This window comes from Streptomyces sp. NBC_01217 (assembly GCF_035994185.1).
Taxonomy (GTDB): Bacteria; Actinomycetota; Actinomycetes; order Streptomycetales; family Streptomycetaceae; genus Streptomyces.
In genome coordinates this window covers 317602-342239 of record NZ_CP108538.1, presented here as the reverse complement: position 1 = coordinate 342239, position 24638 = coordinate 317602, and the positions used below count along the sequence as shown (strand labels likewise).

At 70.1% G+C, this 24638-nt stretch carries 16 protein-coding genes and 9 pseudogenes; 9 read left to right on the top strand and 16 right to left on the bottom strand.

Features of this window, described 5'->3' with window-relative positions; all coding sequences use genetic code 11:
• Positions 1 to 121: 121 nt before the first annotated feature.
• The 6 genes and pseudogenes from OG507_RS01255 to OG507_RS01230 form a co-directional block, all read right to left on the bottom strand.
• A pseudogene (locus OG507_RS01255) lies at positions 122 to 1246 on the bottom strand (XdhC family protein); the annotation flags it as partial.
• Positions 1239 to 2138, bottom strand: a pseudogene (locus OG507_RS01250) (xanthine dehydrogenase family protein molybdopterin-binding subunit); the annotation flags it as partial. The pseudogenes OG507_RS01255 and OG507_RS01250, both read right to left, overlap by 8 nt.
• Positions 2139 to 2367: 229 nt before the next feature.
• Positions 2368 to 3939 carry an AbgT family transporter gene (locus OG507_RS01245; RefSeq protein WP_327365231.1) on the bottom strand — a complete coding sequence of 524 codons (1572 nt, stop codon included), beginning with the start codon at positions 3937 to 3939 and terminating at the stop codon, positions 2368 to 2370.
• A 25-nt stretch (positions 3940 to 3964) separates the two neighbouring features.
• Positions 3965 to 4966 carry an alpha/beta hydrolase family esterase gene (locus OG507_RS01240; RefSeq protein WP_327365230.1) on the bottom strand — a complete coding sequence of 334 codons (1002 nt, stop codon included), beginning with the start codon at positions 4964 to 4966 and terminating at the stop codon, positions 3965 to 3967.
• Between the two features lie 152 nt (positions 4967 to 5118).
• Positions 5119 to 5892: a creatininase family protein gene (locus OG507_RS01235; protein WP_327365229.1), complete on the bottom strand. Its 774-nt coding sequence runs from the start codon at positions 5890 to 5892 to the stop codon at positions 5119 to 5121.
• A complete protein-coding gene (locus OG507_RS01230) occupies positions 5889 to 6629 on the bottom strand; it encodes a FadR/GntR family transcriptional regulator (RefSeq protein ID WP_327365228.1) in 741 nt (246 codons plus the stop codon). Before OG507_RS01230 ends, OG507_RS01235 begins: the two co-directional genes overlap by 4 nt.
• Before the next feature lie 459 nt (positions 6630 to 7088).
• On the opposite strand from OG507_RS01230, the gene OG507_RS01225 reads away from it, so the two are divergent.
• From OG507_RS01225 to OG507_RS01210, 4 genes and pseudogenes are all read left to right on the top strand, one after another.
• Positions 7089 to 9176 (top strand): SpoIIE family protein phosphatase, encoded by a 2088-nt coding sequence (locus tag OG507_RS01225; RefSeq protein WP_327365227.1) that lies wholly within the window; start codon positions 7089 to 7091, stop codon positions 9174 to 9176.
• Positions 9177 to 9376: 200 nt separating this feature from the next.
• Positions 9377 to 10300: a TIGR03620 family F420-dependent LLM class oxidoreductase gene (locus tag OG507_RS01220; protein WP_327365225.1), complete on the top strand. Its 924-nt coding sequence runs from the start codon at positions 9377 to 9379 to the stop codon at positions 10298 to 10300.
• Between the two features lie 119 nt (positions 10301 to 10419).
• Entirely contained in the window at positions 10420 to 10866 is a 447-nt protein-coding gene (locus OG507_RS01215) for a cupin domain-containing protein (protein ID WP_327365223.1), read from the top strand.
• Between the two features lie 110 nt (positions 10867 to 10976).
• Positions 10977 to 11207: pseudogene (locus tag OG507_RS01210) on the top strand (ATP-binding protein); the annotation flags it as partial.
• Between the two features lie 5 nt (positions 11208 to 11212).
• Here the strand turns inward: OG507_RS01210 and OG507_RS01205 are convergent.
• Positions 11213 to 11650, bottom strand: a complete 438-nt coding sequence (locus OG507_RS01205) for a hypothetical protein (RefSeq protein WP_327365222.1) — start codon at positions 11648 to 11650, stop codon at positions 11213 to 11215.
• 127 nt (positions 11651 to 11777) lie between these two features.
• Here OG507_RS01205 and OG507_RS01200 point away from each other — a divergent pair.
• Positions 11778 to 12149 (top strand): annotated as a pseudogene (locus tag OG507_RS01200) (IS110 family transposase); the annotation flags it as partial.
• 90 nt (positions 12150 to 12239) lie between these two features.
• Here OG507_RS01200 and OG507_RS01195 read toward each other — a convergent pair.
• Together OG507_RS01195 and OG507_RS01190 are read right to left on the bottom strand one after the other, a co-directional pair.
• A pseudogene (locus tag OG507_RS01195) lies at positions 12240 to 12916 on the bottom strand (nucleotidyl transferase AbiEii/AbiGii toxin family protein).
• The gene (locus tag OG507_RS01190) at positions 12913 to 13290 is read right to left on the bottom strand and encodes a hypothetical protein (protein ID WP_327365221.1); all 378 of its coding nucleotides are present in this window, start codon (positions 13288 to 13290) and stop codon (positions 12913 to 12915) included. Before OG507_RS01190 ends, OG507_RS01195 begins: the two are co-directional and overlap by 4 nt.
• A 311-nt stretch (positions 13291 to 13601) precedes the next feature.
• Here OG507_RS01190 and cas7e point away from each other — a divergent pair.
• A pseudogene (gene cas7e, locus OG507_RS01185) lies at positions 13602 to 14715 on the top strand (type I-E CRISPR-associated protein Cas7/Cse4/CasC).
• Positions 14712 to 15030, top strand: a pseudogene (cas5e, locus tag OG507_RS01180) (type I-E CRISPR-associated protein Cas5/CasD); the annotation flags it as partial. The pseudogenes cas7e and cas5e, both read left to right, overlap by 4 nt.
• A gap of 118 nt (positions 15031 to 15148) precedes the next feature.
• Here cas5e and OG507_RS01175 read toward each other — a convergent pair.
• Positions 15149 to 15717, bottom strand: a pseudogene (locus OG507_RS01175) (aldo/keto reductase); the annotation flags it as partial.
• A gap of 166 nt (positions 15718 to 15883) precedes the next feature.
• Positions 15884 to 16252 carry an isochorismatase family protein gene (locus OG507_RS01170; RefSeq protein ID WP_327365220.1) on the bottom strand — a complete coding sequence of 123 codons (369 nt, stop codon included), beginning with the start codon at positions 16250 to 16252 and terminating at the stop codon, positions 15884 to 15886.
• Between the two features lie 59 nt (positions 16253 to 16311).
• On the opposite strand from OG507_RS01170, the gene OG507_RS01165 reads away from it, so the two are divergent.
• A complete protein-coding gene (locus OG507_RS01165; protein WP_327365219.1) occupies positions 16312 to 16824 on the top strand; it encodes a PadR family transcriptional regulator in 513 nt (170 codons plus the stop codon).
• Between the two features lie 169 nt (positions 16825 to 16993).
• A complete protein-coding gene (locus OG507_RS01160) occupies positions 16994 to 18010 on the top strand; it encodes a helix-turn-helix domain-containing protein (RefSeq protein WP_327365218.1) in 1017 nt (338 codons plus the stop codon).
• 112 nt (positions 18011 to 18122) lie between these two features.
• On the opposite strand, the gene OG507_RS01155 is transcribed toward OG507_RS01160, so the two are convergent.
• The 5 genes and pseudogenes from OG507_RS01155 to OG507_RS01130 all read right to left on the bottom strand — a co-directional run bounded on the left by OG507_RS01155 (position 18123) and on the right by OG507_RS01130 (position 24596).
• Positions 18123 to 21941, bottom strand: a complete 3819-nt coding sequence (locus tag OG507_RS01155) for a S8 family serine peptidase (RefSeq protein ID WP_327365217.1) — start codon at positions 21939 to 21941, stop codon at positions 18123 to 18125.
• A gap of 461 nt (positions 21942 to 22402) precedes the next feature.
• Positions 22403 to 22549: pseudogene (locus tag OG507_RS01145) on the bottom strand (IS5 family transposase); the annotation flags it as partial.
• Between the two features lie 231 nt (positions 22550 to 22780).
• Complete coding sequence (locus tag OG507_RS01140) at positions 22781 to 23026, bottom strand: metal-sensitive transcriptional regulator (protein WP_442810920.1); 246 nt, start codon at positions 23024 to 23026, stop codon at positions 22781 to 22783.
• Positions 23027 to 23103: 77 nt separating this feature from the next.
• Positions 23104 to 24009, bottom strand: coding sequence for a sulfite exporter TauE/SafE family protein (locus OG507_RS01135; protein ID WP_327365215.1), 906 nt, complete (start codon positions 24007 to 24009; stop codon positions 23104 to 23106).
• Positions 24006 to 24596 (bottom strand): rhodanese-like domain-containing protein, encoded by a 591-nt coding sequence (locus OG507_RS01130; RefSeq protein ID WP_327365214.1) that lies wholly within the window; start codon positions 24594 to 24596, stop codon positions 24006 to 24008. The genes OG507_RS01135 and OG507_RS01130 overlap by 4 nt, the downstream gene beginning before the upstream one ends.
• Positions 24597 to 24638 lie beyond the last annotated feature (42 nt).

Genomic DNA, 24638 nt, shown 5'->3' with positions numbered 1-24638 from the left:
CCCGTGCCCGCTCAGGTGACCGGCCTCGACCTCCTGGAGGAATGCGCAGCCGCGGAAGTGCTGTTGCGGCGTTGAACCGGTCCGCTCCCGAGCAGGGGCACGCCGCCGCTCGGGAGCGGGCCGTGCCCTCCTCCCTCCCGTCCACGTCATGGTGAATGGGCGTTCCCGAACCGGTCAGCGCAATCCCCGTCCCGCCCCGGCGGACCGCGACGATCTCCGCCGCGATGGACAGGGCGGTCTCCTCGGGAGTACGGGCGCCGAGGTCGAGGCCGATGGGGGAGCGCAGGCGGGCCAACTCGCGCTTGGTCACACCGACTTCACGCAGGCGCCGGTTACGGTCCTCGTGGGTACGGCGCGAGCCCATCGCGCCCACGAACGCCACCGGCAGCCGCAGGGCCGTCTCCAGCAGAGGAACGTCGAACTTGGCGTCATGGGTGAGCACACACAGGATGGTTCGTTAGTCGGTCTCGGTGCGCCGCAGGTAGCGGTGCGGCCAGTCGACCACCAGGTCGTCGGCCTCGGGGAAACGGGCGCGGGTGGCGAAGACCGGCCGGGCGTCGCACACGGTCACGTGGTAGCCGAGGAACTTCCCCGCCCGTACGAGCGCCGTCGCGAAGTCCACTGCACCGAAGACGATCATCCGGGGCGGAGTCACCCTCGACTCCACGAACAGCGTCACGCCCCCCGGGCAGCGCGAACCGTCCTCCGCGATCTCGACGGTGCCGGTGCGGCCGGTGTCCAGCATCGCGCGGGCTTCCGCCGCCGCCGTGAGGTCCAGGTCCGGATGCCCGTCGAGGCTGCCCTCGTACGATCCGTCGGGGTGGACGAGCAGCGCCCTGCCGAGCAGTTCGGCCGGGCCCCGGGCCACCCTGGCGAGTGCCGCGACCTCTCCCCGGGCCGCGGCCGACACCCCTGCCCGGAACGCCGGCGCGTCCGCGCGCACCGGCGTGACCAGGACGTCGATGACGCCGCCGCAGGCGAGCCCCACCGCGAAGGCGTCCTCGTCGCTGTATCCGAAGCGTTCGCGCACCGTCCGGCCGTCCCGGAGCGCCTGGACGCACAGCTCGTACACCGCACCTTCCACGCAACCGCCGGAGACGGAACCGATGGCGGTGCCGTGACCGTCGACGGCCAGGGCGGCGCCGGGACCGCGCGGCGCGCTGCCGCCGACGGCCACGACGGTGGCGACGGCGAAGTCCCGGCCCTCCTCGAACCAGCGGTTCAGCTCCTCGGCGATGTCAAGCACCCCGGGCTCCCTCCGCGGCCCCACGCCCGGCTTCGTCCGCCGCCAGCAGGACGCGGTCGGGGCGGATCGGCAGGTCCCGGTGGCATACACCGGTCGCGTGCCACACCGCGTTGGCGATCGCGGCGGCGACGCCCACGACGCCGATCTCGCCGATGCCCTTGATCCCGACCGGGTCGTCCGGGTCGGGGTCGTCCACCCAGTCCGCCTCGATGAGCGGCACGTCGGCGTGCGCGGCGAAGTGATAGCCGGCGAGGTCGGCGCCGACATGGCCGCCGGAGGCCCGGTCCCTGATCGCCTCCTCGTGGAGGGCCATCGACAGCCCCCAGGTCATTCCGCCGATGAGCTGGCTGCGTGCGGTGAGCGGGTTGACGATGGTGCCCGCGGCGTAGATGCCGAGCAGCCGTCGTACACGCACCTCACCGGTGGCGACATCCACCGCGACTTCGGCGAACTGGGCGCCGAAGGAGTGCCGTTCCTTGTTCGCGAGGGCGCCGATGGCCTCGGCGGTGTTCGACCGGGCGGTGATCCCCTCCGGCGGAATGCCGCCGCCCAGCGCCAGGCGCTCCCGCAGTTCGCCCGCCGCGAGCCGAACGGCCCAGGCCCAGGAGCGCGTGCCCATCGAGCCCCCGGCGATCATCGCCGGACCGAGATCGCTGTCCCCGATGCGTACGCGGACACGGTCCGGACCCGTCTCCAGCGCGTCCGCGGCGACCAGGGTCATCGCGGTCCGCGCCCCGGTGCCGATGTCCGCCGCGTTGATCCGCACGGTGAACGTCCCGTCCGGCTCGGCGGTCACAGCCGCCGTGGACGGACCGACCCCGGAGGGGTAGGTGGCCGCCGCAGTACCGGTTCCGAGCAGCCAGCGCCCCTCACGGCGCAGGCCGGGCCACGGACATGGCGACGGACATCGCCACGACGAGCAGGAGGGCGGTGGGTCGCAGAATCGAACGGGCGGGTTGCTTCTTCAGCATGCACCGGCCTCCGCGCCGGCAGCTGGGTGAACGGAACCCATGGTGCGGAGAGTAGAAGGCCGAGGACGTGTTGTGCGTGGGGGTGGCTACACAAATCCGGGTGAGTAGCCGAGCCGCCCCGCCGAGGATCTCGGCGGGGCGGATGGCAGGTCAGCGGACCGGGGCACCCGGGCCCAGAGGAATGCCCAGAACCCACCAGGCGAGGAACAACAGCGTCCAGGCAGCGGTCATCGCGACGGCCAGCGGCAGGGTGTACGAGGCGAGCGTGCCGATGCCCGCGCTCTTGCGGTACCGCTGGAGGAAGCCCAGCGCCATCACGAAGTACGGACTCATCGGCGTGATGGCCGTGGAGCCGGAGTCCGCGATCCGGAAGAGCGCCTGCGTCGTCTCCGCAGGGACGCTCACGAGCATCAGCATCGGAACCAGCACCGGCGCTGCCAGGGCCCACATCGCCGAGCCGCTGGTGACCATGACGTTCACCAGCGTCAACAGGAGAAGGATCAGCAGAAAGACGACGACGATCGGCATTCCGCTGGATTGCAGTGCTTCTGCGGCCCTGACCGCGAGCACGTCGCCGAGGTGGGTCCAGTCGAAGTACGCGAGGAACTGCGCGATGGCGAAGAAGAGAACGAGCACCGGTGCCATCTGCATGATGCCCCGGCCCATCAGCTTCGGCACGTCCCCGGCCTTGGCGATCGAGCCCGAGCGCAGCCCGTAGACGACGCCCACCAGACCGAAGAGGAAGGCGACGACAGCGGCTATGCCGTCGAGGAACGGCGATTCCACGATGCTGCCGCCGTCGCCCCGCAGCGGTGAGGACTCCGGCAGGATCACCGCGGTCAGCACCGCGACGACCACCAGCAGCGTGCAGAGCGCGCGGCGCAGCGCCGAGCGCTCCTTCTCGTGGAGGGTCAGCCGCCCGAGGTCGTCGAGTTCGGCGTCCGGGTCGGCGTCGAGATCGAGGCGCTTGCTGAGCACGAACTTCGTCATCAGTGTGATCACGGCGGCCAGCAGCAGCGAGGACACGATGTTGAAGAACCAGTTGCTCAGCGGGGAAACGTACGCCTCGTCGCCACCGACGATCTGCGCGGCAGCCGTGGTGATGCCCGCGAAGATGGCATCGTTGGGGGTGGGCAGCGGGCTCGCGTCGTACCCGGAGGCGATCGCGGTGTAGGCGACGACGATGCCGAGGATCGGCGAGCGGCCCACCGCCCGGAAGGCCAGCCCTCCGAGGGGCACCAGAATGATGTACGCGGCGGCCGAGGCGACATGCGCCACGGTGCCGGCGAACGCCACGGCGAACACGACCCAAGCCGCGGGGATGCGCGAGACGCCCACCCGCATCAACGCCGCCAGGAAGCCGCTGCGTTCGGCGACGGCGACCCCCATGATGACGACGACGATGGTCGCCATCGGGGGGAACGTGGCGAAGTTCTCGATCATCGTCGAGACCACCATCGCCAGCCCGTCGCCGCTCAGCAGGCTCTGCACCACCACGGTCTTGCCGTCGGCCGGTGAGACGACGGAGACGTCCATCGTGGCCAGCACGGCGCTGATGACGGCGAGGACGGCGGACAGGATCCAGAACAGCCAGAACGGGTGCGGCAGGGCGTTGCCCGCGCGTTCGATGACCGCCATCGCGCGGATGATCAGAGGCAGTCGGGGTTCGTCGGGCACCACGTTCGGTGTGCCGGGTGGTGCGGGGGTCGTCGGGGTGCTCATGAGCGGCTCCTACTCGGTTCCTGGGTCAGCGGAGGAAGCTTCTCGGGGTCCGGTACTGGCGCAGGAACTGCCACATCACCTCGTGCGCCTCGATGGTTCGCGTGACGTAGCCGCCGCCGCTGTAGCTGTCGGCGCCCGGCCAGGTGTGGCCGCCGTCGGTGATGGCGATGTGACGCACCTCTGCGCCGTGCCGGCAGCCGGTCCGGCGGGTGACCGTGATGTCGGGCTCGATCGTGCGGATCTGCGGGCGGGCGTGGCAGTTGTTGCGCTCGGCCCAGGCGGCCGTCCAGTCGGGGATGGCGGGCAGACCGCGGTCGGCGTCACCGGCGTAGGGGATCGTGGCGTCCCCCGTGCCGTGGAAGTCGATGACCGGCATCGGGCGTGCCGGGCGGCAGTCCTCGCCGGTGGCGGGGTAGAAGGCGCCTGCCACCGGTGCGATTGCGGCGATGCGGTCGGCCATCCGGCAGGCGAGCAGACCGGTGAAGCCCGCGCCGTTGGACTTCCCGGTGGCGTAGACCCGTTGCCGGTCGACACAGAGCGTGCGGGCCAGTTCGTCGATCAGGTCGCCGGTGAACGCGATGTCGTCGATGCCGGGTGCGGCGTACGGCGCGCCCTGCCAGGCCTGCCGGTCGCCGTCACCGGTCCCCACGACGCCGTCGGGGTACGCCACGATCGCCGGGAGCCCGGAGAGGCCGGAGAACTCCTCGGTGCCGGCTCCGGTGTTGCCCCGGCCGTGGAAGGCGAGGACGACGGGCCAGTTGTCGTGCCCGGCGTAGTCGGCGGGCAGATGGAGCTGATACGTACGGGCGAGCCCGCCGCTGGTCAGGGTCTGGAGCCGGCTCGTGCCCGGCTGTTGCGGGGCGGGCTGCCGGCAGCCGCTCGCCGCAGCGCCGCCGGGGGCGGCGGCCGCTGCTGTGGTGGGGACCGACACCCCGCCGATGAGGGCGAGTGCGGCCGTGGCCACGGCAGTGCGCCGCAGGACACGGTCCCGGGCTCGGCGCCGAACGTCGTGCGAGGTCCATTTCATGGCAGGCTCCTTCTGCCGTACGGCCTGTGGGCGTACGGCTGGTGTGTGACGGAGAGCGGGAACGGCAAACAGGAACGGGAGCAGAGGCAGGGGGCGCGGGGCCGGCCAGGGAAGGTCGGGGCCGCGGGGAGGCGGGAGGAAGTGGGCTCCTCCTAGGCGTCCAGCCACTCCTGGACGAAGGCGACGATCCGCGACACGGCGGTGTCCACGATCGCCTGCCCCTGGGCGGCTGTGGCGCGGCGCGGGTCACCGAGCACACCGTTGGGGGTGAGCCGGTCGTAGCCGACCGTGAGCGTGGGGTGGCCGCTGTGCCGGGAGAGCCGTGCGAGGGGATCGAGATCAGCGGCTGTCCTCGCTCCGGGTACGAGACGTTCGCTGTGCACGAGTCGGGGTACGAGGTGCAGCATCTGCGCGGTCTCGGCCTCACCGCTGTGTCCGTGGACCTCGCTGACGCGCATGCCGGTTACGACGTCGGAGGCCAGCGCGGTCAGTGGGGTCCATGCGAACTCAAGACCGGGGCGGGTGGTGAGCAGGTCCTGCGCCACCGTGGTCAGGGCGGCGTTGTTGCCGCCGTGACCGGTGATTACGAGGATCTTCCGCCAGCCGTGCCGGTGGAGGCTGTCGACGTACTCCCGGACCACGGTGGCGAAGGTCGTGGTGGACAGGGTCACGGTGCCCGCGAACGCCAGATGGTGCGGGGAGACGCCTACCGGCAGGGAGGGGCCGATGACCGCCCGGCCGGCCAGCCCCGCGGCCACTCGCTCGGCCACGGCCTCCGCGCGCAGGGAATCCGTGGCCAGTGGCATTCCCGGGCCGTGCTGCTCGAACGCGCCGGCCGGCAGGATCACCACCGGACTGGACGTCACCGCGTCGGCGGCCTCGACCGTCGTCATCTCGGCGAGCCGCAGGAGCCGTCCGGAGCTCATGACCGACCGCCTTCCCACTCGCCGGGCAGGCCGGCCGCCGGACTGTCCGCCGGTTCATCGGTGGGGAAGTCGGCCGCGAGGACCGCGTCCCGGATCGACACCAGGTGCGCGCGGGTGAGTTGCTCGGCCGATGCCGCGTCGCCGTCGCGTACGGCGTCGAGGATCTCAAGATGCTCGGCGTGGTCCCGCGCCCGGTCGTTGTAGCGGTGACGGATCTCCACCTGGTCCCGTGCGCGGACCTGGAGCAGGGCCTCGACGGTCTCCCGGAGCAGGGCGTTGCCGCTGGCGGCGGCCAGGGCGACATGGAAGTGCACCGATTGACGCAGGGACTCCTCGGGCGGATGCAGTGCGTTGGCGGAGGAGGCCTCCAACTCCCGTACCGCTTCGGCCACTCGGACACTCGCCGCGGTGGCCGCGATGGCCGGTTCGAGTACCAGCCGGGCCTTGACCAGTTCGAGCACGGAAGCACGGGTACTGCGCGGCAGGTGCGGGTTGGCCATCAGCCTGCGCCCTATGCCCGGCCCCACATACGTACCGGAACCATGCCGGAACTCCACCACATCCGTGGCCTCCAGCCTGCGCAGCGCCTCGCGGACCGTGGGCGTGGTGACCCCGAAGCGGCGCGCCAGGTCTCGCGAGGACTCCAGGGCATCCCCGGGGCCGAGGTGTTCCGAACGGATGATCTCGACGATGTTGTCCGCGAGGCGCTCGGACAACGACAACTCACTGCGACTCATAAAGTGAATAGATCACTTGATCTCTCGGGGTGTCAATGGTTGTGACACGCCTTGATGTGCCACCAGTCGAAGAACGTCGAGACGGACAGCTCCAGCACGCCCCGAACCATGCGAAATCGGGCCCTCGGATGAGGGCCCGATGTGCGAGCCGCCCCCGTCGGCGGGCGTGTGCCGGGAAGCGGACCGGAGCGCCGGGGAAGGGCGTCCGACCCTGTACAAGGGCCGGGGCGCGACCGGACCACCGCCCGTAATCCGATCCTCGCGCGGGGCGCCCGTGATCGCATACGGAGACGAATGCTGCGGCGAGCGGGCACTGCATTTCGTGTCCTTCTCCGCCCGCCGAAGTCTCGCGCGGTGTTAGGTCGCGCGGGGAGAGAGGATGGAAGGCGGACAAGGGAAGCCGGTGAGGGGGAGACGGGGAGTCGAGCATGGCCGTGCATTATGGGGAAGAGGCGCCCTGTGGGCGCCCCTGATGCGTTCCCGCAGGGCCCGGGCTCGGTGGGGGTCGGCCCGACCGAGCCCGGCGGGCTGCTGGACGTGCTGGGCGTGGCGGCGGTGGTGCTGGACAGTTCGGGACGCATCACGCTGTGGAGTCCGCAGGCGGAGGAGCTGTTCGGCTGGACCGCGGACGAAGCGCTGGGCCGGTTCGCGGCCCAGCTGCTGGTGGCCCCGGAACACTTCGACCTCGTCCTGCACCTGTTCGCGCAGGTGATGAGCAGCGGTGAGAGCTGGGCCGGGGTGTTCCCCGTGCAGCACAGGGACGGCACCACGCGGCTGGTGGAGTTCCGCAACATGCGGCTGCTGGACGAGCACGGAGAGTCATACGCCCTGGGCATCGCGACCGATCAGGCCACTTTGCGGGAAGTGGAACGGGACCTGGCGCTGTCGGTGCGACTGGTGGCCCAGTCCCCGATCGGGCTGGCGGTCCTGGACACCGACCTGCGCTACGTGATGGTCAACCCGGCGCTGGAGCATCTCAACGGCCTGTCGGCCGCCGACCACATCGGCTGTGACGTCCACAAGGTCCTCCGGTTCCTGGACGATCCCGGGGCTGTCGCGTCGATGATGCAGCAGGTTCTGGACACCGGCAGACCGTTGGTCAACCGCTTTATCGTGGGCCGGTCACCGACCGTTCCCGGCGAGCAAATCGCCCGGTCCGTGTCGTACTACCGGCTCGAGGACCCGGCGGGGCGGGTTCTGGGCGTGGCGGCGTCGGTGGTGGATGTGACCGACCAACACCGCGCCGGCGTGGAAGCGGCCGATGCCCGCAAGCGGCTGGCGACCATTGCCCGGGCGTCGGTGATGGTGGGCACCACTTTGGACGTGGAACAGACCGCCCGGGAGCTGGCCGACATCCTGGTGCCCGAGCTGGCCGACCTGGCCGCTGTCGACATCCTCGACGCGGTCCTCGACGACCGGCCGGCGAGCCCGGTGTCCCCCGGAGCGCCGGCCGTGTTCCGGGCGCTGGCAGTCACCGCTGCCTACCCCACCGAGGCCGTCTCCGCGGCCGACCCGACCGGGCACATCGCCGCCTACGGCGCCGACCGCCTCATCACCCGGTGTGTGACCACCGGCCGTCCCGTCCTGGTGAACCGGGTGACCCATGCGGACCTGCGGCACATCGCTGCCGAGCCGCGGGGAGCCGTGCTCCTGGCCCAGGCGGGCCTACACGCCTACCTGGCCGTACCGCTGATCGCCCGCGGGGAAGTCCTGGGTGCCATGGACCTGTGCCGCACCCGCAACCCGCTGCCGTTCGACCCCGACGATGTCGTCCTGGCGGGTGAGCTGGCTGCCCGCGCCGCGGTGTGCATCGACAATGCCCGCTCGTACCAGAACCAGCGTCGCACCGCCCTGACCCTGCAACGCCACCTCATGACCCACCGGCTCCCTCAGCCGGCCGGCCTGGAGATCGCCTACCGCTATCAGCCCGCCCAGGCCTCCGCGGAGGTCGGCGGCGACTGGTTCGACGCCATTCCCGTGGCGGGGGACAAGACCGCCCTGGTGATCGGCGACGTGATGGGCAGCGGTATCACCGCTGCCGCGACCATGGGACAGCTCCGGACTGCCTCCCGTACCCTGGCCGACCTCGATCTCGACCCCGCGGAGGTCCTTCTGCACCTCGACCACATCGCCGACGGCCTGGACCCCGGCTTCGCCACCTGCATCTACGCCGTATACGACCCGCATTGCATGCAATGCACCATTGCACTCGCAGGCCACCTGCCGCCCGTCCTGACCCGCTCCGGCCGCCCGCCCGAACTCGTCGACCTGCCCACCGGAACTCCGCTCGGAGTCAGCGCCACCACGTTCGAGCAGACCATCCTGCAGCTCGGCGGCGGCGACCAGCTGCTGCTCTACACCGACGGTCTCGTCGAAACCCGCGACCAACCCATCGACACCCGCCTGAACACCCTCCTCGACCTCCTCGCCGAGCCGCAACGCACACTCGAAGCCACCTGCGACCACCTCCTGGGCGCGCTGCGCCGAGAGGGCGACCACGACGACGTCTCCCTTCTCATCTCCCGCACACACACCCGGCGACCGTGATCACCGGCGTACCCTGTCGCAGGGCGCTCGTCGGAACCGCAGGGGCCACTTCGCATGGCAGCACCAGGACAGCGAGGACAGACTGGGAGGTGCTCACGGACGGGCTTCCGGCGCACGGTGTCGGAAAGACCCTGGCGGTACCGGGAACCGATCGGACTCCCATTTCATGAGCATCTCCAAGGACACCGAGGAGCACACGCATGACTGAAGGAAACCCTCCCCTTCCCGTCGACCTGCCCGCCCTCAAACAGCGCCTGGGCCGCACGGGCGTGTGGCTCTCGTCGTTGTCCGAGGCGACGGCGGACGACGAGCGGCGTGCCGTCGCCGTCATCGAGGAACTCGGTTACGGGACGCTGTGGTTCGCCGAGGGCCCCACCGGGAAGGAGGCGCTGACCCACGCGGCCGTCCTGTTGTCCGCGAGCAAGCGCCTGATGATCGCCACCGGCATCGCCAACATCTACGGACGCGACGCGACCGCCGCGGCCAACGGCGCCAGGACGCTCTCCGAAGCGTGGCAGAACCGCTTCGTGCTGGGGCTCGGCGTCAGCCACGTGCCACTTGTCAGCGGCCGCGGGCACGACTACGGCAAACCGGTGTCCACCATGCGGGCGTACCTCGACGCCATGGACGCGACCCCCGTCGGCGCTCCGGTGCCCGAGCCGGTGCCGCGCGTGCTCGCTGCCTTGCGCCCGAGGATGCTGGAGCTCGCGGCGACGCGGGGCCAGGGGGCGCACACCTACTTCGTCACGCCCGAACACACCCGCAGGGCCCGGGAGACCCTCGGCCCCGATCCCCTCCTCGTCCCCGAGCAGGCAGTGGTGGTCGACACCGACCCCGAGCGGGCACGAGCCGCCGCCCGCGGGTACGCGGCCCTGTACCTGTCGCTGCCCAACTATCTGAACAACCTGCGCGAACTGGGCTTCTCCGACTCCGATTTCAAGGACGGAGGCAGCGACGCACTCATCGACGCGGTCGTCCCGTGGGGCGATCCCGAGACGCTGGCTGAGCACATCGGAGCGCACTACCGGGCCGGTGCCGACCACGTCGCCGTGCAGCCCATCGCGCAGACACTCGACCGGCAACTGGAAGACCTGCGGCTGCTCGCCCCCGTCCTGCTTCGCTGACCCGGTTGCAGATGGGACCCCGGCGGCCCGGGGGAGCAGCAATGGCTGACCTGCACGGGGACGGCGTAATCTGCTGATATGGCCTGTCTGCGGCGTCGGCAGGATGCGGAGGTGGCGTGATGGTGAACAACGAACCGGTGGTAAACCCTCCAGAGAATCAGGAGCAGCGGTCCGAGGCCTGGAAGACGGCAGTCACCGTGATCCAGGAGGCGAAACCGCCCCACGTTCCGGAGGGCGCAGAGGTCATGACCGTGATGGTCGAGTTTCCCCCCGGAGACCCCGGCACACCTCCGCACCGGCACTTCGGACCGGCCTTCGGCTACGTGCTGGAGGGCGAGATGCTGTTCGAGCTGGAGGGAGAGCCCGAGCGGGTGATCCGGGCCGGGGAGGCGTTCTGGGAGCCGGGAGGCGATGTGATCCACTACCAGGACGGCAACAACCGCACGGACGTGCGGAGTCGGTTCGTCGTCACGATGATGTGCGAGCCCGGCAAGCCCATGCTCGTCCTCGTCGACGAGGACGAGCTGGCACAGCGCAAGGACAGGCGAGCTCCCCGGCCGTCCTAGTGTTCTGAGTCTGGAATTCCATGTAGATGTGTAGGCTTGCTCCATGGCACGGATGGGGCGGCCGAAGGTCGAGTTGACGTTGTCGGATGAGGAACGGGCCGCACTTGGGAGAAGCGAACCTGGTCTTCCAGGTCATCTCAAAGCGGTATGAAAAGGGCTCGATCATCCTGACCTCAAACAAGACCTTCAGCGAATGGGGACAGGTGTTCGGCGACGAAGTCCTCGCCACCGCCATCCTCGACCGCCTCCTGCACCACTGCGACGTGATCTCCATCAACGGCCCCAGCTACCGGCTCAAGAACCGACTCAAGGCCATCGAGCGAGAGACGGAAGTGGCATAGAGGTCTCACGAGGCGCTTGGCGCGGTCTGCCTCTTCCCGCGACGGCCGGATCGCAACGCGAGATAGGACGTCAACGCCGCCGCGACGAGAGGCAGGAGCGGATACAGAACTGCCGTCCCCCACGACGTGAAGCTCTTGTCCACCACCTCAAAGGTTCCCCACGGCGTTCTGGCCGCGGGCACTACCTCCCCTTGCTTGCCGTCATAACGCACCGTCACGGTGTCCATGCTCACGTCGCCCACAAGCCGACCAGAGCACTCGACGTGGCTTCCACCTCGACCGCTGCTTTCGAGCCGGCACTGTGAAAGACGAACCCGGACTTCGTCCCCAGCCAGTCCCAGCCGCACGAGCCCGAGAGCCCCGGCCGACACCGTTATCCCCAGAAACAGCACAGCAAGCACACTCCAAGCCACGGCCGCTATGCCCCACCCCTTACTTGTCATGGAGTCAGCATGGCGCACCAGGATCAGAAACAGCTGGGGACGTTCGTCTGTACGCAGCTGGGGAGAGAAGTCCGTACGCCGACAGCGGGTAGGCCGGGGAGGGCACGGACCGCTGTGGAGAGTGATCGTGATCGACACGGATGACATCGACGTCTACCTGGGTCTGGACATCGGCAAGGGCGAGCACCACGCCACCGCCCTGACTCCGTCCGGCAAGAGGGTCTTCGACAAGCGACTGCCCAACACCGAGCCGAAGCTGCGCGAGGTGTTCAGCAAGCTGCGAGCCAAGCACGGCAGTGTGCTGGTGGTGGTCGACCAGCCTGCCTCCATCGGGGCCCTGCCGCTGGCGGTCGCCCGCGACGAGGGCTGCCGCGTCGCCTATCTACCGGGTCTGACGATGCGACGGATCGCTGACCTGTATGCCGGTGAGGCCAAGACCGACGCGCGCGATGCGGCGATCATCGCGGACGCTGCGCGGACGATGCCGCATACCCTGCGGAACGGGCCTTGACCCCACACCACCCGCCACCGGCCGCGGACCTGTCACAGAAACAGGAGAGGGAGAGCCTCGTCGAAATGGGCCATCGGATCAGTCGGTGTCGACGTAGCCGGTGTCTTCGTGGAGGCGGGCTGCGAGGTCGTCGGCCCAGTGAACAGCCCAGGCGCGCAGGGCTTCGATGGCGGTGTCGTCGAGGCCGTAGGCGGTGAAGGCGTCGTCGTCGGTCCACTCGGCGCCCGCGAGGCTGGCCTGGAGGTCTTCCTTCTCGAAGCGCCCGCGGGCGTGGCGGCGGCCGAACTCCTCGAGGTCGATGGTGGACCAGCGCCGTGAGGCGGCGGACACGTCGATCAGGTCCCGGGGCGCGCCGCGGTCGGCCAGCGCGCGGACCTTCGTGCCGATCACGTCCTCCTCTGCGAGGACGGGCCCGTAGGCGGTGTGGGCGATGGCTCCCCAGAAGATCTCTTTGAGGATGTCGACTTCGCACTCCTGTCCGGTGGCCGGGTCGGTCACGGTGAAGCGGGCGGACAGCGGCGCCGTCTCCAGCGACCGCACCCGCCAACCTCGCTGCACCAGCCCCTCACCGACTGCGGCCGCGATGTCGGCCATGGGCGCCGGGTTCTCGGTCGCAACGTCCAGGTCCTGACTGGGCCGGGACACCAGCTGGTGCGCCCGGACCGCGTAGCCGCCGGTGAGGACCAAGGGATAGGGGCGCCGAGTGCGATCACGTCGGCCAGCAGCCGCGCGTGCAGCTCGGGCAGATCCCTCACGCCGCCGACCGGCCCCGGGCGGCCAGCTGGGGGAAGGCGTCCTCCCACACAGTGCGCACGGTGCGCCCGACCAAGGAGCGCAGGGTCGGCCACAGCTGCAGCAGGAGGTCGTGGTTGAGGTAGTGGGGCAGGTCCTCGCGCAGGCCCTCGTGCAGGACGGTGCGGTAGAGCCCCATGCGCTGACGCGGCTTACCGAGGTCGTAGGCGCTCATCCCGGACCACGCCACATGCACCGGCAGCTCGACCACACCCTCGACCGGCCCCCGCAGGTCCTCCAGAGCGCCGGGCAGCCGTCGCTGGAACTTCTCCCGGTAGAGCGCAAGATCCTCCGCCACGTCCGCTCCGGACAACGAGGACTGCCCACTGACTGCCATGCCCCCATTATGGCGGCTGTTGCGACAGCCGCGGGGCAGGGTGCAGGCAGCTGGCGAACAACAATGCCGCAGCGACCGGCCAGGTCCGGCCGAACGGGCCGCCCGCCGCCGTGCGGAGCTTTACCTCGCTCTCCGGTTCGGTCGGGGAAAGCGGCTGGCCTGCTGCACCGACTGCCGCTCAAGCTGGGGATCATCCCCGCATGTGCGGGGAGCAGCGGTGCTCATGTGACCTTCCAGAAGGTGTCCGGGGGCCATCCTCGCGGGTGTGGGGAGCAGCGTCACGGTGTCCACTGGTCACCCCTGCCGTCGGGATGCAGACGGTCCCGCCCAGCAACCTCAACCGCGACGACACCGGCGCCCCTAGATGGCCGTCTATGGCGGAGTGACCCGCGCCCGGGTCTCCAGCCAGGCGTGGAAGCGGGCGATCCGCACCTCTTCAACGACGAGCACCTCCTGGCCGAGCAGATCGCCCGTCTTGACGCGGCGGTCGAACGGGAGACGGCACTGACGCTCGCCGATGAGATCGTCAAGGCGGCGGGCTTCAAGACCGAGGTCCCCAAACGCAAGGCGGAGCAGGCGAAGAAGGACGCTGGCCCCACCCCGGCGCCCGAGAGCAAGTACCTGGTCTTCTTCAGCTCCCGCCAGCTCGACGCCTTGGCCCGCCTCGCCCTGGAGAGCGCAGCTGACATCACGGTGTTCGTGAAGACCAAGGAGAACAAGGCCCGGGCCAAACAGCTCGCGGACGCGCGCCACTCCGTGGACATCGCCCTCTTCGGCCGGATGGTCGCCGACGTCGCCGACATCAACGTCGACGCCGCGCAGGTCGCGCACGCTTTGAGCGTGCACCGGGTCGACAACGAGTCCGACTACTACACGACCGTCGACGACGAGAACACCGACGAAGAGACCGGCGCCGGAATGATCGGCACCGTTGACTTCAACTCCGCCAGTCTCTATTGCTACGCCGCCCTGGGCGTGCACCAGCTCGCCGCCAACCTCGGCCAAGGCCTGCGTGAGGACGAGCCGCGCACCGAACCGGTACGCCGCGCCGGTGAGGTGTTCGTGCAGGCCTTCGTCGCCTCCCTGCCCACCCGGAAGATCAACACCTTCGGCCGTCACACCGAACCCGACGCCGTCCTCGTCAAGCTGCGCACCACCCGGCCGATCAGCCTGGTCGCCGCCTTCGAGGACCCCATCCGCAGCGACGGCCAAGGGCACCTGCGCGAGGCCGCCGACCGGCTCGCCGCCTACGCCGCAGACGCCGAGCGCGCCTACGGCGACCCCGAGAGCACGCTCACGTGGGTGCTGCGGGTTGGTCCCGCCACGCACAAGCTCGCCGAACTCGGCACCGAGATGGGCACGCTGCGCGAACTGGCCGCCGCCGTCGCCGGGGCGGTCGCGGAACGCCTGGACAAGCCAGCATGAGCCGCACCGGCGTGCTTGCCCTTCGCCTGGCAGGCCCCCTGCAGTCCTGGGGGCCTCCTCGCGCTTCACCCGCCGCACCACCGAATCGGCCCCGACCAAGACCGGCGTCATCGGCCTGCTCGCCGCGGCGGCCGGCATCGAACGCGGCGACGACGCGCGTCTGGCCCCCCTGGCGGCGCTGCGGTCCGCATCGACCAGCCCGACACCCGCATCCGCGACTTCCACACCGCCCACCACGCCGTCACCGGTGCCTCCATGCCTCTGTCCGAGCGGTTCTACCTCGCTGACGCCGTCTTCGTCGCCGCCGTCGAAGGTGCAGTTGCGGTCACAGGGATGGGCCTTCCGGGATGAGACAGCAGGGGAGCGCGGCTTCGGGCGGTTGTGACGGGAGCGCGGACGCAGCGCTCAGGCGTCGGTCGTGGCCCGGGGTGGATTAGGTCGTCACGGCAGCGAGCTGGGTACGTGGGCGTCGGAGCTGCGAGGGCGTGGTGATGGCGGGCGGTTGGTAGGCCATAGCCAGGGGACTGACGTCGGTCCCCTGGGGGGACGATGGCATCGAGGAGGTCATCGCCCAGGACGACCTCGGCGCCGGCGAGTAGGTCGTCGAGGTGGTCCATCGTGCGTGGGCCGACCAGCGCCGATGTGACATCGGGGTGGGTGAGCACGAAGGCCATCGCCATGTGGGCCAGGGAAAGCCCGGCCTGGTCGGCGAGCGGGACGAGGGCTTCGACCGCGTCGAGGCGCCGCTCGTTGCTCATGTGCGCGAACCCATAGGTGTTGCGGTGGGTGTTGCTCTGCTGGTCCTTGCGGTATTGCCCGGTGAGCATGCCGCCGGCGAGCGGGCTCCAGAGGGAACACGCCCATCCCGTAGCGGCGGCAGGTGGGTAGTACCTCGCGCTCGATGCCGCGGTCGAGGATGGAGTAGGGAGACTGTTCGGTGCGGAAGCGGGCGAGCCCACGGCGTTCGGCGACCCATTGGGCCTCGACGATCTCCGAGCGGGGGGAGTGTTCAATGAACGGCGGATCCGATGATCAAGGAGACGCCAGATGAGCGACACCACCATCGAGCAGATACCGGGCAGCGAGCCGGCGGCGGTGGCCGTGCCGGCGAGTGACGAGCAGCTGGTCGCGATGCTCGTGGACCGTGCCCGCAGCGAGGGTTTGCGGATCAGGGCCTCGTCGGCGCGGTGGCCCATCGGGGCCCACACCTCGGCGGGCCCGGGCGGCGCCAGCCGGTGTCGGCGTGCGGGAGGTATTGCAGGGAGTGCGGCCGGTCGAGTCCGAGATGCGTGTCGTCGAGGACGGTCCAGATGACCGGGACGGACGCGGCCCGGCACGTCTCGATCAGGCCGCGCAGCCTCGGTGCCATTCGCGTTGCCGCCGGCACCCAGTAGGGGCTCCAGCCGGGTCGGGTGAATTCGTCCTGCATGTCGATGACCAGCAGCGCCGTCCGCTCGGGCCGTACGTCAAATGATGCCCGGCCGTGCTGGTAGGCATCCCGTGCCCGCGCGGTCACCCACTCCTCCGTGTACTCCATCCTTCCCTACCCCTTACCTCGATTCGAGATACCTCGTTTCGATGTGCGAGAGTAGCAGCATGCTGGAACTCGCGATCCTGGGATTCCTGGCCGACGGGCCACTGCACGGATATCAACTGCGCCGCCTCATCACGCACTTGTCCGGCCACTCCCGACCGGTCAGCGACGGCAGCCTCTATCCGGCAATCAGCCGACTCGTCAACTCCGGGCTGCTGGACCGGCGAACCGAACCCGGCGCCTCGGCCGCCCAGCGGCACACCCTGAGCCTGACGGCCACCGGCCGCACCGAACTGCTGCGCCGGCTTCGGGAGCCCGGCGAGCTGGACATCAGCGACAGCACCCGGTACTTCACCGTACTGGCCTTCCTCTCCCACCTTCCCGAAGTCGCCGACCGGCACGCGGTGCTGCGCCGGAGGCTGGAGTTCCTGGAACAGCCCGCGAGCTTCTTCCACGACGACGACCACCCGCTCCGCGCCGAGGACATCGATGACCCCTACCGTCGCGGCATGCTTCTCGTCGCCCGCGCCACCAGCCGGGCGGAACAGTCCTGGCTGCGGGAGCAACTGACGTAACGCCCGGGCAGAAGCGCGCCCGCAGCTGAGCTCCGGATGATCTTGTACACATCAGCGGCCGGCCACCTCGCCGGCCGGGAATGCATCGCCGGTCCACGTTGTTGGGCTCCGCGGACTGAGCAAGGACGTGCGCCGACACGTTCGGCGAGGGGCATGGGAGAGGGGCAGCATGCTGGAGACGGTGGGTCTTTCGGCGGCCGAGTCGGACGTGTATCGCGCGCTCGTCGACGCCGTCACGTCGTCAGCGCGGGAGATGTCCGCGACGACGGGCCTGGATGAGGGGACCGTGCAGCGGCTGCTCGCCGCGCTGGAGGAGAACGGCCTGGCCCACAGCGTGGAGGGATATCCAGGGCGGTTCGCCGCCAACCCGCCCGACGTGACCCTCCTCCCGCGACTCGAACGCCGCGCCGACGACCTCGAGAAGGCCCGCACCGTCGTGTCCGGGCTGGTGGAGAGCTACCGCCGCAACGCCCTGACCCGTGGCACGGGCGAGGTGATCGAGATGGTCACGGGAGCCGCGGCACTGCGTCAGCGGCTGCGGCAGGTGCAGGACAACGCCCGCGACGAGCTGCTGTGGTTCTGCAGAGCGCAGTACGTCGCGATGCCGTCGGGGACCAACCAGGCCGAGTTCGACGCCCTGGCCCGCGGAGTCGGCTACCGGGTGCTCTACGAGCAGGCGTTCTTCGATGACTTCGGCGCGGTTGACAACGTAGTCAGGGCCGTACGGTGCGGGGAAGCCGCCCGCGCAGTGCCCGCACTGCCCCTGCGGATGGCGATCGCCGACCGCTCCGTCGCCATCTGCCCACTGGCACCGGCCGGTTCGGCGGGCAGCCCGCACGACGTGACGACGGCCGTCATCCGCGGCAGCAGTCTGCTGGAGGCACTGGTCGCCCTGTTCGAGCGTTACTGGGAGGTGGGGGCGCCCCTGCGGGTGACACCGGAGGGCCAGATCGGCGAGGGCCAGATCGGCGAGACCGGACTGACGGCCGACTCCGCCTCGATCACTCCCGAGGACCAGCACCTGCTCTCGCTGATGGTCGCGGGCATCACCGACCTGGCGATCGGCAGCCAGCTCGGCGTCAGCAAACGCACCGTCCAGCGACGAATCCAGGGGCTGATGAACCTCGCAGGCGTCGCGACCCGGATGCAACTGGGCTGGCAGGCCGCGCGCCGGAACTGGATCTGAAAACGGCGGTGCGGCCGGCGTCCTCCGCCGACCGCACCGCCTTCCGGGCGGTGCCGCGATCCCCACCCCCCACGAGTGAGACCGCGCCATCCAGACCGCCCGGGGTTCTGGGCTACCGCACGCCGAACGCGCGGATCACGGTCTGCTCGACCTTGTTGCCGGCGCTGTCCCAGGCCTCGACGCGCAGGGACACGAAGTCCGCGTGACGCGTCAGGGCGCGGTCCAGCCGCACGTCGTACGCGCCGTTCCGGTGCGGGGTCACGTGCACGGACGCCCAGTGCGCGCCGTCGTCCGTAGACGCCCGGACCCGCATGCCCGCGATGCGCGCACCGTTCCAGCCGCTCTGGTGACGAGCCGTCACCCGCAGCGTCGTCGTCGATGAACCGTCCACCTGGTTGAGGGTGTTCACCGGGACGTCGTAGTCGAGCAGGACCAGCGGAAGCAGGGCCTCCTTGCCTGCCGCGGGCGGTGCGGACCGGAACGACCAGGACGTGTCGGTCTTCGTCGAGTAGGACCAGGCGGGCGATTCACGGGCCGTCTCCAGCCGCAGCCGGTAGGAGCCCTCGCCGGGCGCGGCCGGGAAGCTGCCCCAAGGCTGGGCCCGGTCCGCGACCTGCGTGCCGTCGTGGTAGAGCCGGGTGCGCACCTGGTCGGTTTCGTCGTCACCGGCGAAGCCGTAGTGACGCCCGTCGCCGTCGGCCAGTTCCGCGAGTCGCAGGGCAAAGGTGTCGCCCTTGCGCGCCGAACGGAAGTCGGGGTTCCCGGCCGGTGCGGTCGGGCGGACCACCGACCCGTACCAGTCCTCGCGCAGCCGCCGGCCGGCGTCGTACCGGTGCAGGCCGCTCGTCAAGCCTCCGTCGAAGGAACCCACGCTCATCTCCGGGGTCTTGTGTGTGACCCTTTCCAGCCACAGCGTGTCGCCTGCGCTGACCGTCTCCACCCGGGTGGACGGCAGCTTCACGAAGGATTCGCCGTCCATCACGAACGTCGTGTCCTGCCAGGGCCGCCAGGCGAACCGCTGCTCGCTGGTCCAGGCCGCGCTCCCGGGCCGGTGGTAGCGGGCCTCGACCGTCGCCGTTGCGGACGATGTGACCGCGTAGGACAGCCGGGCCGGCACCGCGTCCTTCTCGACGAACGTCAAGTCGTACAGATACGGGCTGGAGGAGGTGCCCGACAGCTCGATCGTCGTCGTACGCTGCAGCTTCAGCCATGCCGCGAGTGCCTCGCCCTGCTCCTGCGGTACGCGCATGGTGATGAGCGGGTCGCGGTCGCCCGTCGGGCTCCACGACTGCCACACCGGCCCCGGGAACTCGTTGATGATCAGCAGTGCCGCGGCACCGGTCTTTGCCACGGCCGACACCTGATCCTCGAACCCACCGGACGTACGCATCAGTACGGCCTTGCCGCGCAGGTCCTTGCCGGCCAGCGACTCCGGCTCGGCGAAGACGAGCGGCAGTCTGCGTGTGCCGTCCACGGCGGGGGAGCGGCGGTACAGCACCGGGTTCAGTCCGGGAGCCCCGGCTCCCGGGATCCGGGCCGTCAGCCGGGGTGCGACCATCCGCCACCGGGAGTAAAACTCGAAGCTCCCCTTCGCGGGCTTGGCGGTCGGAGTGGCGAACACGGTACGGACCGCGTCGAAGTCGATGGTCGTGCTGGCGATCTTCCGGGTCCCGAAGGCCCGGTACGCACCGAAGTGGATCATCCCCTGCTGCTCGGCAGCCTTGGGCGTGCGGACCTCGATGGGCTTGGCCGTACGGGCGTCGAGGACGATCTCCATGTCGGAGTCGAGCTTCAGTTCGGGCCGCATCACGTCGGTGAGCTGCCAGCCCTTGACCTCCGTGCCCGGCACCAGCGCCTTGAGGAAGTAGGTGTCCTCCGGGAGTGTCACCTGGGCCATGCCCTCCATCCAGGGCATGACGGCCCCCAGCACGTCGTAGCGCTGGTCGGAACCGTACAGTTCCAATGCCGGCACGACCGCGGGGTGCCCTTCGCGGTCGACGAAACGCATCGTCAGCGTCCGCAGCGCGCCACGGACCGTCAAGGCGACGGCGGTGTGCACGGCTGCCGTGCCGTTGTCCGGAACCGCAGTCAGATAGCCGGAGTAGCGTCCCAGCGGCACACCGGCCGGGCGCGCGGTGACCGGTACCCGCACCGTCTCACCCGCGGCGACGGAGACCGACGTCGAGCCGGTTGTGAATGCGTCGGCCGGTGCGAGCGTGCCGTCGGCATGCTTCATCTTCAACGACAGTGCGAGGTGCACCGGCCGTTCCGAGACGTTGGTGTACACGACTTCCTTCGTCATGCCGGCGCTGTCGGGTCCCTGCACGCCGAGGTTCAGCGTTCCGGTGGCGACGACACCGCGGGCGAAGGCTTCGGCCACGTCCAGCCGGCCGCCGCCCTGCTCGTCCACACCCTGACCCGCGACCACCTTCGACGAGCCGACGAGCGCATTCTTGAGGGCGGCCGCCGTCCACGACGGGTGGCGCTGCGCCAGCAGAGCAGCTGCGCCGGCGACATGCGGCGTCGCCATCGAGGTCCCCGACGCGGCGGTGTAGAGGTCGTTCTCCGGGCTGCCCATCGCCGTGCCCGCCGCCCGTGCCGCGACGATGCCGACCCCCGGCGCCGTCAGGTCGGGCTTGACCGCGTCGTCCGCACCCACGGGGCCGCGGCTGGAGAAAGCGGCGAGTGAGTCGTCCCGGTCGACAGCCCCGACCGTCAGGGCGCTCGGTGCCGTCCCCGGCGAGCCGACCGTCTGGGTACCCGGGCCCTCGTTGCCCGCTGCGACGACGAACAGGGCGCCGGTCTCCGCCGTCAGCTCCTCCACCGCCGTGACCAGCGGATCGTCGTCAGCAGCCTCACCACCGAGGCTCATGTTGACGATCCGGGCGCCCGAGCGGGCCGCCCACTCCATGCCGGCCAGGACATCGGAGTACGCACCGGAACCGGTGTCGTCCAGCACCTTGCCGACGAGCAGTTCGGCGTCGGGCGCGACACCCTTGCGGGTGCCGTTCGCCGCGGCGCCCGACCCCGCGATCGTCGCCGCCACATGGGTGCCGTGGCCGACGAGGTCGCGAGTGCTGTCGCTCGCGCTGAAGTTACGTGTCTCGCCCACGCGGCCCGCGAGATCGGGGTGGGCGGCGTCGATGCCGGTGTCCAGTACGGCGACCTTGACGCCCTTGCCTGTCACACCGGTCTTCCAGACCTCCGGGGCACCAATTTGTGCCACGCTGCGATCCAGCGAAACCTGCACCTTCCGGTCGAGCCAGATCTTCTCCAGACCTCCGGCCAGACGCGGCGCGGTGGGTGCGGTCTGCGCCTTCTGCGTGACGCGCCCGTCGGCACCCCGCGCCGCCTTGCCCGCTGCGCCGCTCACGGTGTCCCAGAAATGGTCCAGCTCGCCCTTCGCGGCGTCGACCGCAACACCGTCGACGCTGTCCAGCACCCGCCGGCGCTCCGTCCCGGCCGGTGCCTTCCGCGCCGATACCTCGGCCGACGCGCCGTAACGCAGCAGCAGCGGCAGTTCCTTGGCGTGGGAGTCGTCGTACCCCTGCTCGATCAGGCCCGTGATGTCGAAAAGCGAGGCGTCCAACTGCCCGGAGGAGATATAGGGAACGGCGAGGAGCGGTGTGACGTGGATCCTGCCGTCGATCTCGCGGGTGCTGAACCCGCCGCCCTCCTGTCCACGTGCCGGACGCACGCTGGCCACCTGGCGGCCGTCCGCGTAACGGCTCACCGTGACACGGTCTCCCGTGATCAGCGTGACGGTGTGGGCGGAGGGGCGCGGGGTGTCCGTGCCACTGTTCGATGCGGGCACCTGGGCGACGCCGGGTACGGCCATGCCCACCATCACCGCCGTAAGACCGGCGACTGCCACCGAGCGGTGGCGCGGGGCGCGGGTGACGCGCCGCCAACGTATATTCGTTGATCTCATGGACGGAAGCGTGGCGGCATCGACGCGGCCCGTCAGCACCTGTGCCTGTCCAGCCCCCGCCAAGTCACCTTTGCGCCACGGCCTCTGGTTGCCGGTTTCCGCGGACCGCGGCCGGTACCGCTCGCCGCGTGCACGCGTGCTGCCGGCCCGGTAAGGCCTCAAAGAGTGTTTCATTCTCTTTCATGCGTTTGCCCCCAATGCAGGTCTCGTGGCAACACTGGCGCGGCGGCATGGTTCAAGCCGTCAGCCATTCATCTCCTCGCCCGCGGCCCCGGCTATCTGGCGATTCTGTCCGCACACGGCGTCGACAGCCGGGCTTTGCGTTCCACGGACCCGGGGCGGGTCATCTACGAGGACGACGTACAGATCGTGGTCATGCCGTACGCATCGGATGTGACTGCCGTCCACGAGAGCGCCAATACCCAGAAGTGACGCGGCGCGCCGTGGCTGGGCGCGCGTCGGGTATCGCGCCAGTTCAGGGCGGATTCGCGGGTGAGGCGGCGGCCTATCAGGTCGATCATGGCGACGTGGATCACGGCTTCGGAGCGATGGGATTCGGCTTCGTAGTCGCGGGTGAGGCGGCGGTGATTCATGAGCCGGCCCAGGGTTCCCCACGGAGCTCGGCCCGCCGCGAGGTGAGGTCCGGCTCGACCAACTCCCGGCGGGCATCGGACAGATCACTCGGGTATCGACGACGCTCAGCCATGTTCCAGGAGTGGCGCCCAGTCGCGCCTCGGGCCCAGGCGTGCGCACCCAGCGGCGGAAGCAGCGGGCACGCGGTGGAGCATCTTGGGGTGGGACGGGATCAGATGGGTCAACACGGCGCCGGCAGGTCCGGGTCAGGCGAGGGCGAGGAACAGTTTTTCGAGCTCCTGCTCGGTCATGGGCGGGGTGCCGTCCTCGCTTCCGGCGAGGCACTGGCGCATTCCGCCGGCCACGATCTTGAAGCCGGCCCGGTCGAGTGCCCGTGAGACGGCGGCGAGCTGGGTGACGACGTCCTTGCAGTCGCGGCCGGCCTCGATCATGGCGATGACGCCTGCGAGCTGGCCCTGTGCCCGGCGCAGCCGGTTGAGGACCGCGCTCATGGCTTCTTCCTCTACTTTCACCGGGCTCCTCCTTGTTTCGGCCACTGAATTTCACGATACCCCGCGGGGTATCGGAATCAGGGGTGGCCGGACCGCTCGACCGTCGGCTCGTCGAACTCTGCCGGCCGGGCGGCCGGCAGAGGGGTCCGGCGGCGCGCCCATACGGTCCGCCAGACCAGAGCTGCCGCGATCAGAGCGAGGCCACCCCACGTCAGGGGACTCGTCCAGATCTCGGTGGCAACCTGCTGGCTGAGCACGAAGACGCCCATGACGACGACGAACCAGCCGAACGCCTTGCGCAGGGTGTCCTGGGGGATGCGGCCGGCGAAGCGGCTGCCGATCAGGCTGCCGATGACGGCGGCAGCGGTGACGACCAGCGCGAGCCCCCAGTCGATCTGGACGCTGGCGAGGTGACCGGCGAGCCCGGAGAAGGACTTCATGGCGATGACCAGGAGCGAGGTGCCGACGGCGACGCTCATGGGCAGGCCACCCAGGAGTGCGAGGGCGGGGACGACGAGGAAGCCGCCGCCGGAGCCGACCAGGCCGGTGACCGCGCCCACGACGAGACCCTCCACGACGATGTGCTTCACCGGGAGTTCGTGGCGGTCGGGCTTGAGGGCAGTGGCTTTGCGGGGCTTGCGGAGCATGGCCCCCGCGGTGGCGAGCATCATCAGGGCGAACGCGATGAGCAGCGCTGTACCGGGGATGTATTCGGCCAGCCGGCCGCCGCCGTAGGCGCCGACCATGCTGACCGCGCCGAACAGCAGCCCGGTGCGCCAGCGAACGCGGCCGGCGCGGGCGTGCGGGACGAGCCCCACCGCGCTGGTGACACCGACGACGAACAGAGAGGTGGCGATGGCTTCCTTGCTGCTCTGTCCCGCCAGGTAGACCAGGATGGGCACGGTCAGGATGGAGCCGCCGCCGCCCAGGATGCCCAGGCTGATGCCGATGAGCACGGAGGCGAGGAGGATGAGGACGATCACGGCCTGCCTCGCAGCGCGGCGATGATGCTGTGGATGTCGGTGCGCGGTCCGCGGTTGTAGGGCAGCTTGGACAGCATCATGCCCATGGCGCAGGTGTTGCTGAGCGCGGCGAAGGCCAGGCCCGCGCCGACAGCGGTGCCGATCAGGTGCAGTCCGGGCACGAGCAGGCCTGCGAGCCCGGAGGTCAGGACGATGGATCCGGCTACGAGGCGGACCTGGCGCTCCAAGTCCCAGCGCGCCGGTCCCCGGTTGGCGGGGGCGCCGGACGCCTCCCAGGCGATCATGCCGCCGTCCAGGACACGCAGGTTCGGCAGTCCGGCCTCGGCGAGTGTCTGTTCCGCCTGGGCGGCACGGGCGCCGGAGCGGCAGATGAGGACGATGTCGTCGTCGAGATGGCGCAGCAGTTCGGCGCGGTGCTCACGCAGGGTGTCCAGGGGCACGTTGTAGGCGCCGGGTATGTGGACGGTCCGGAACTCGCCGGGGGTGCGCACGTCCAGCAGGCGGGGCCCCTCGCCGTCCTTGATCAGTTCCCCCAGGGTGGCGGGGTCGAGTCCGGCGGCGGTGCGGGCGAGGTTTTCGTTGGTCATGCATGCTCCGTTGATGAGGGGGGCGGAAAATACCCGGAGGGG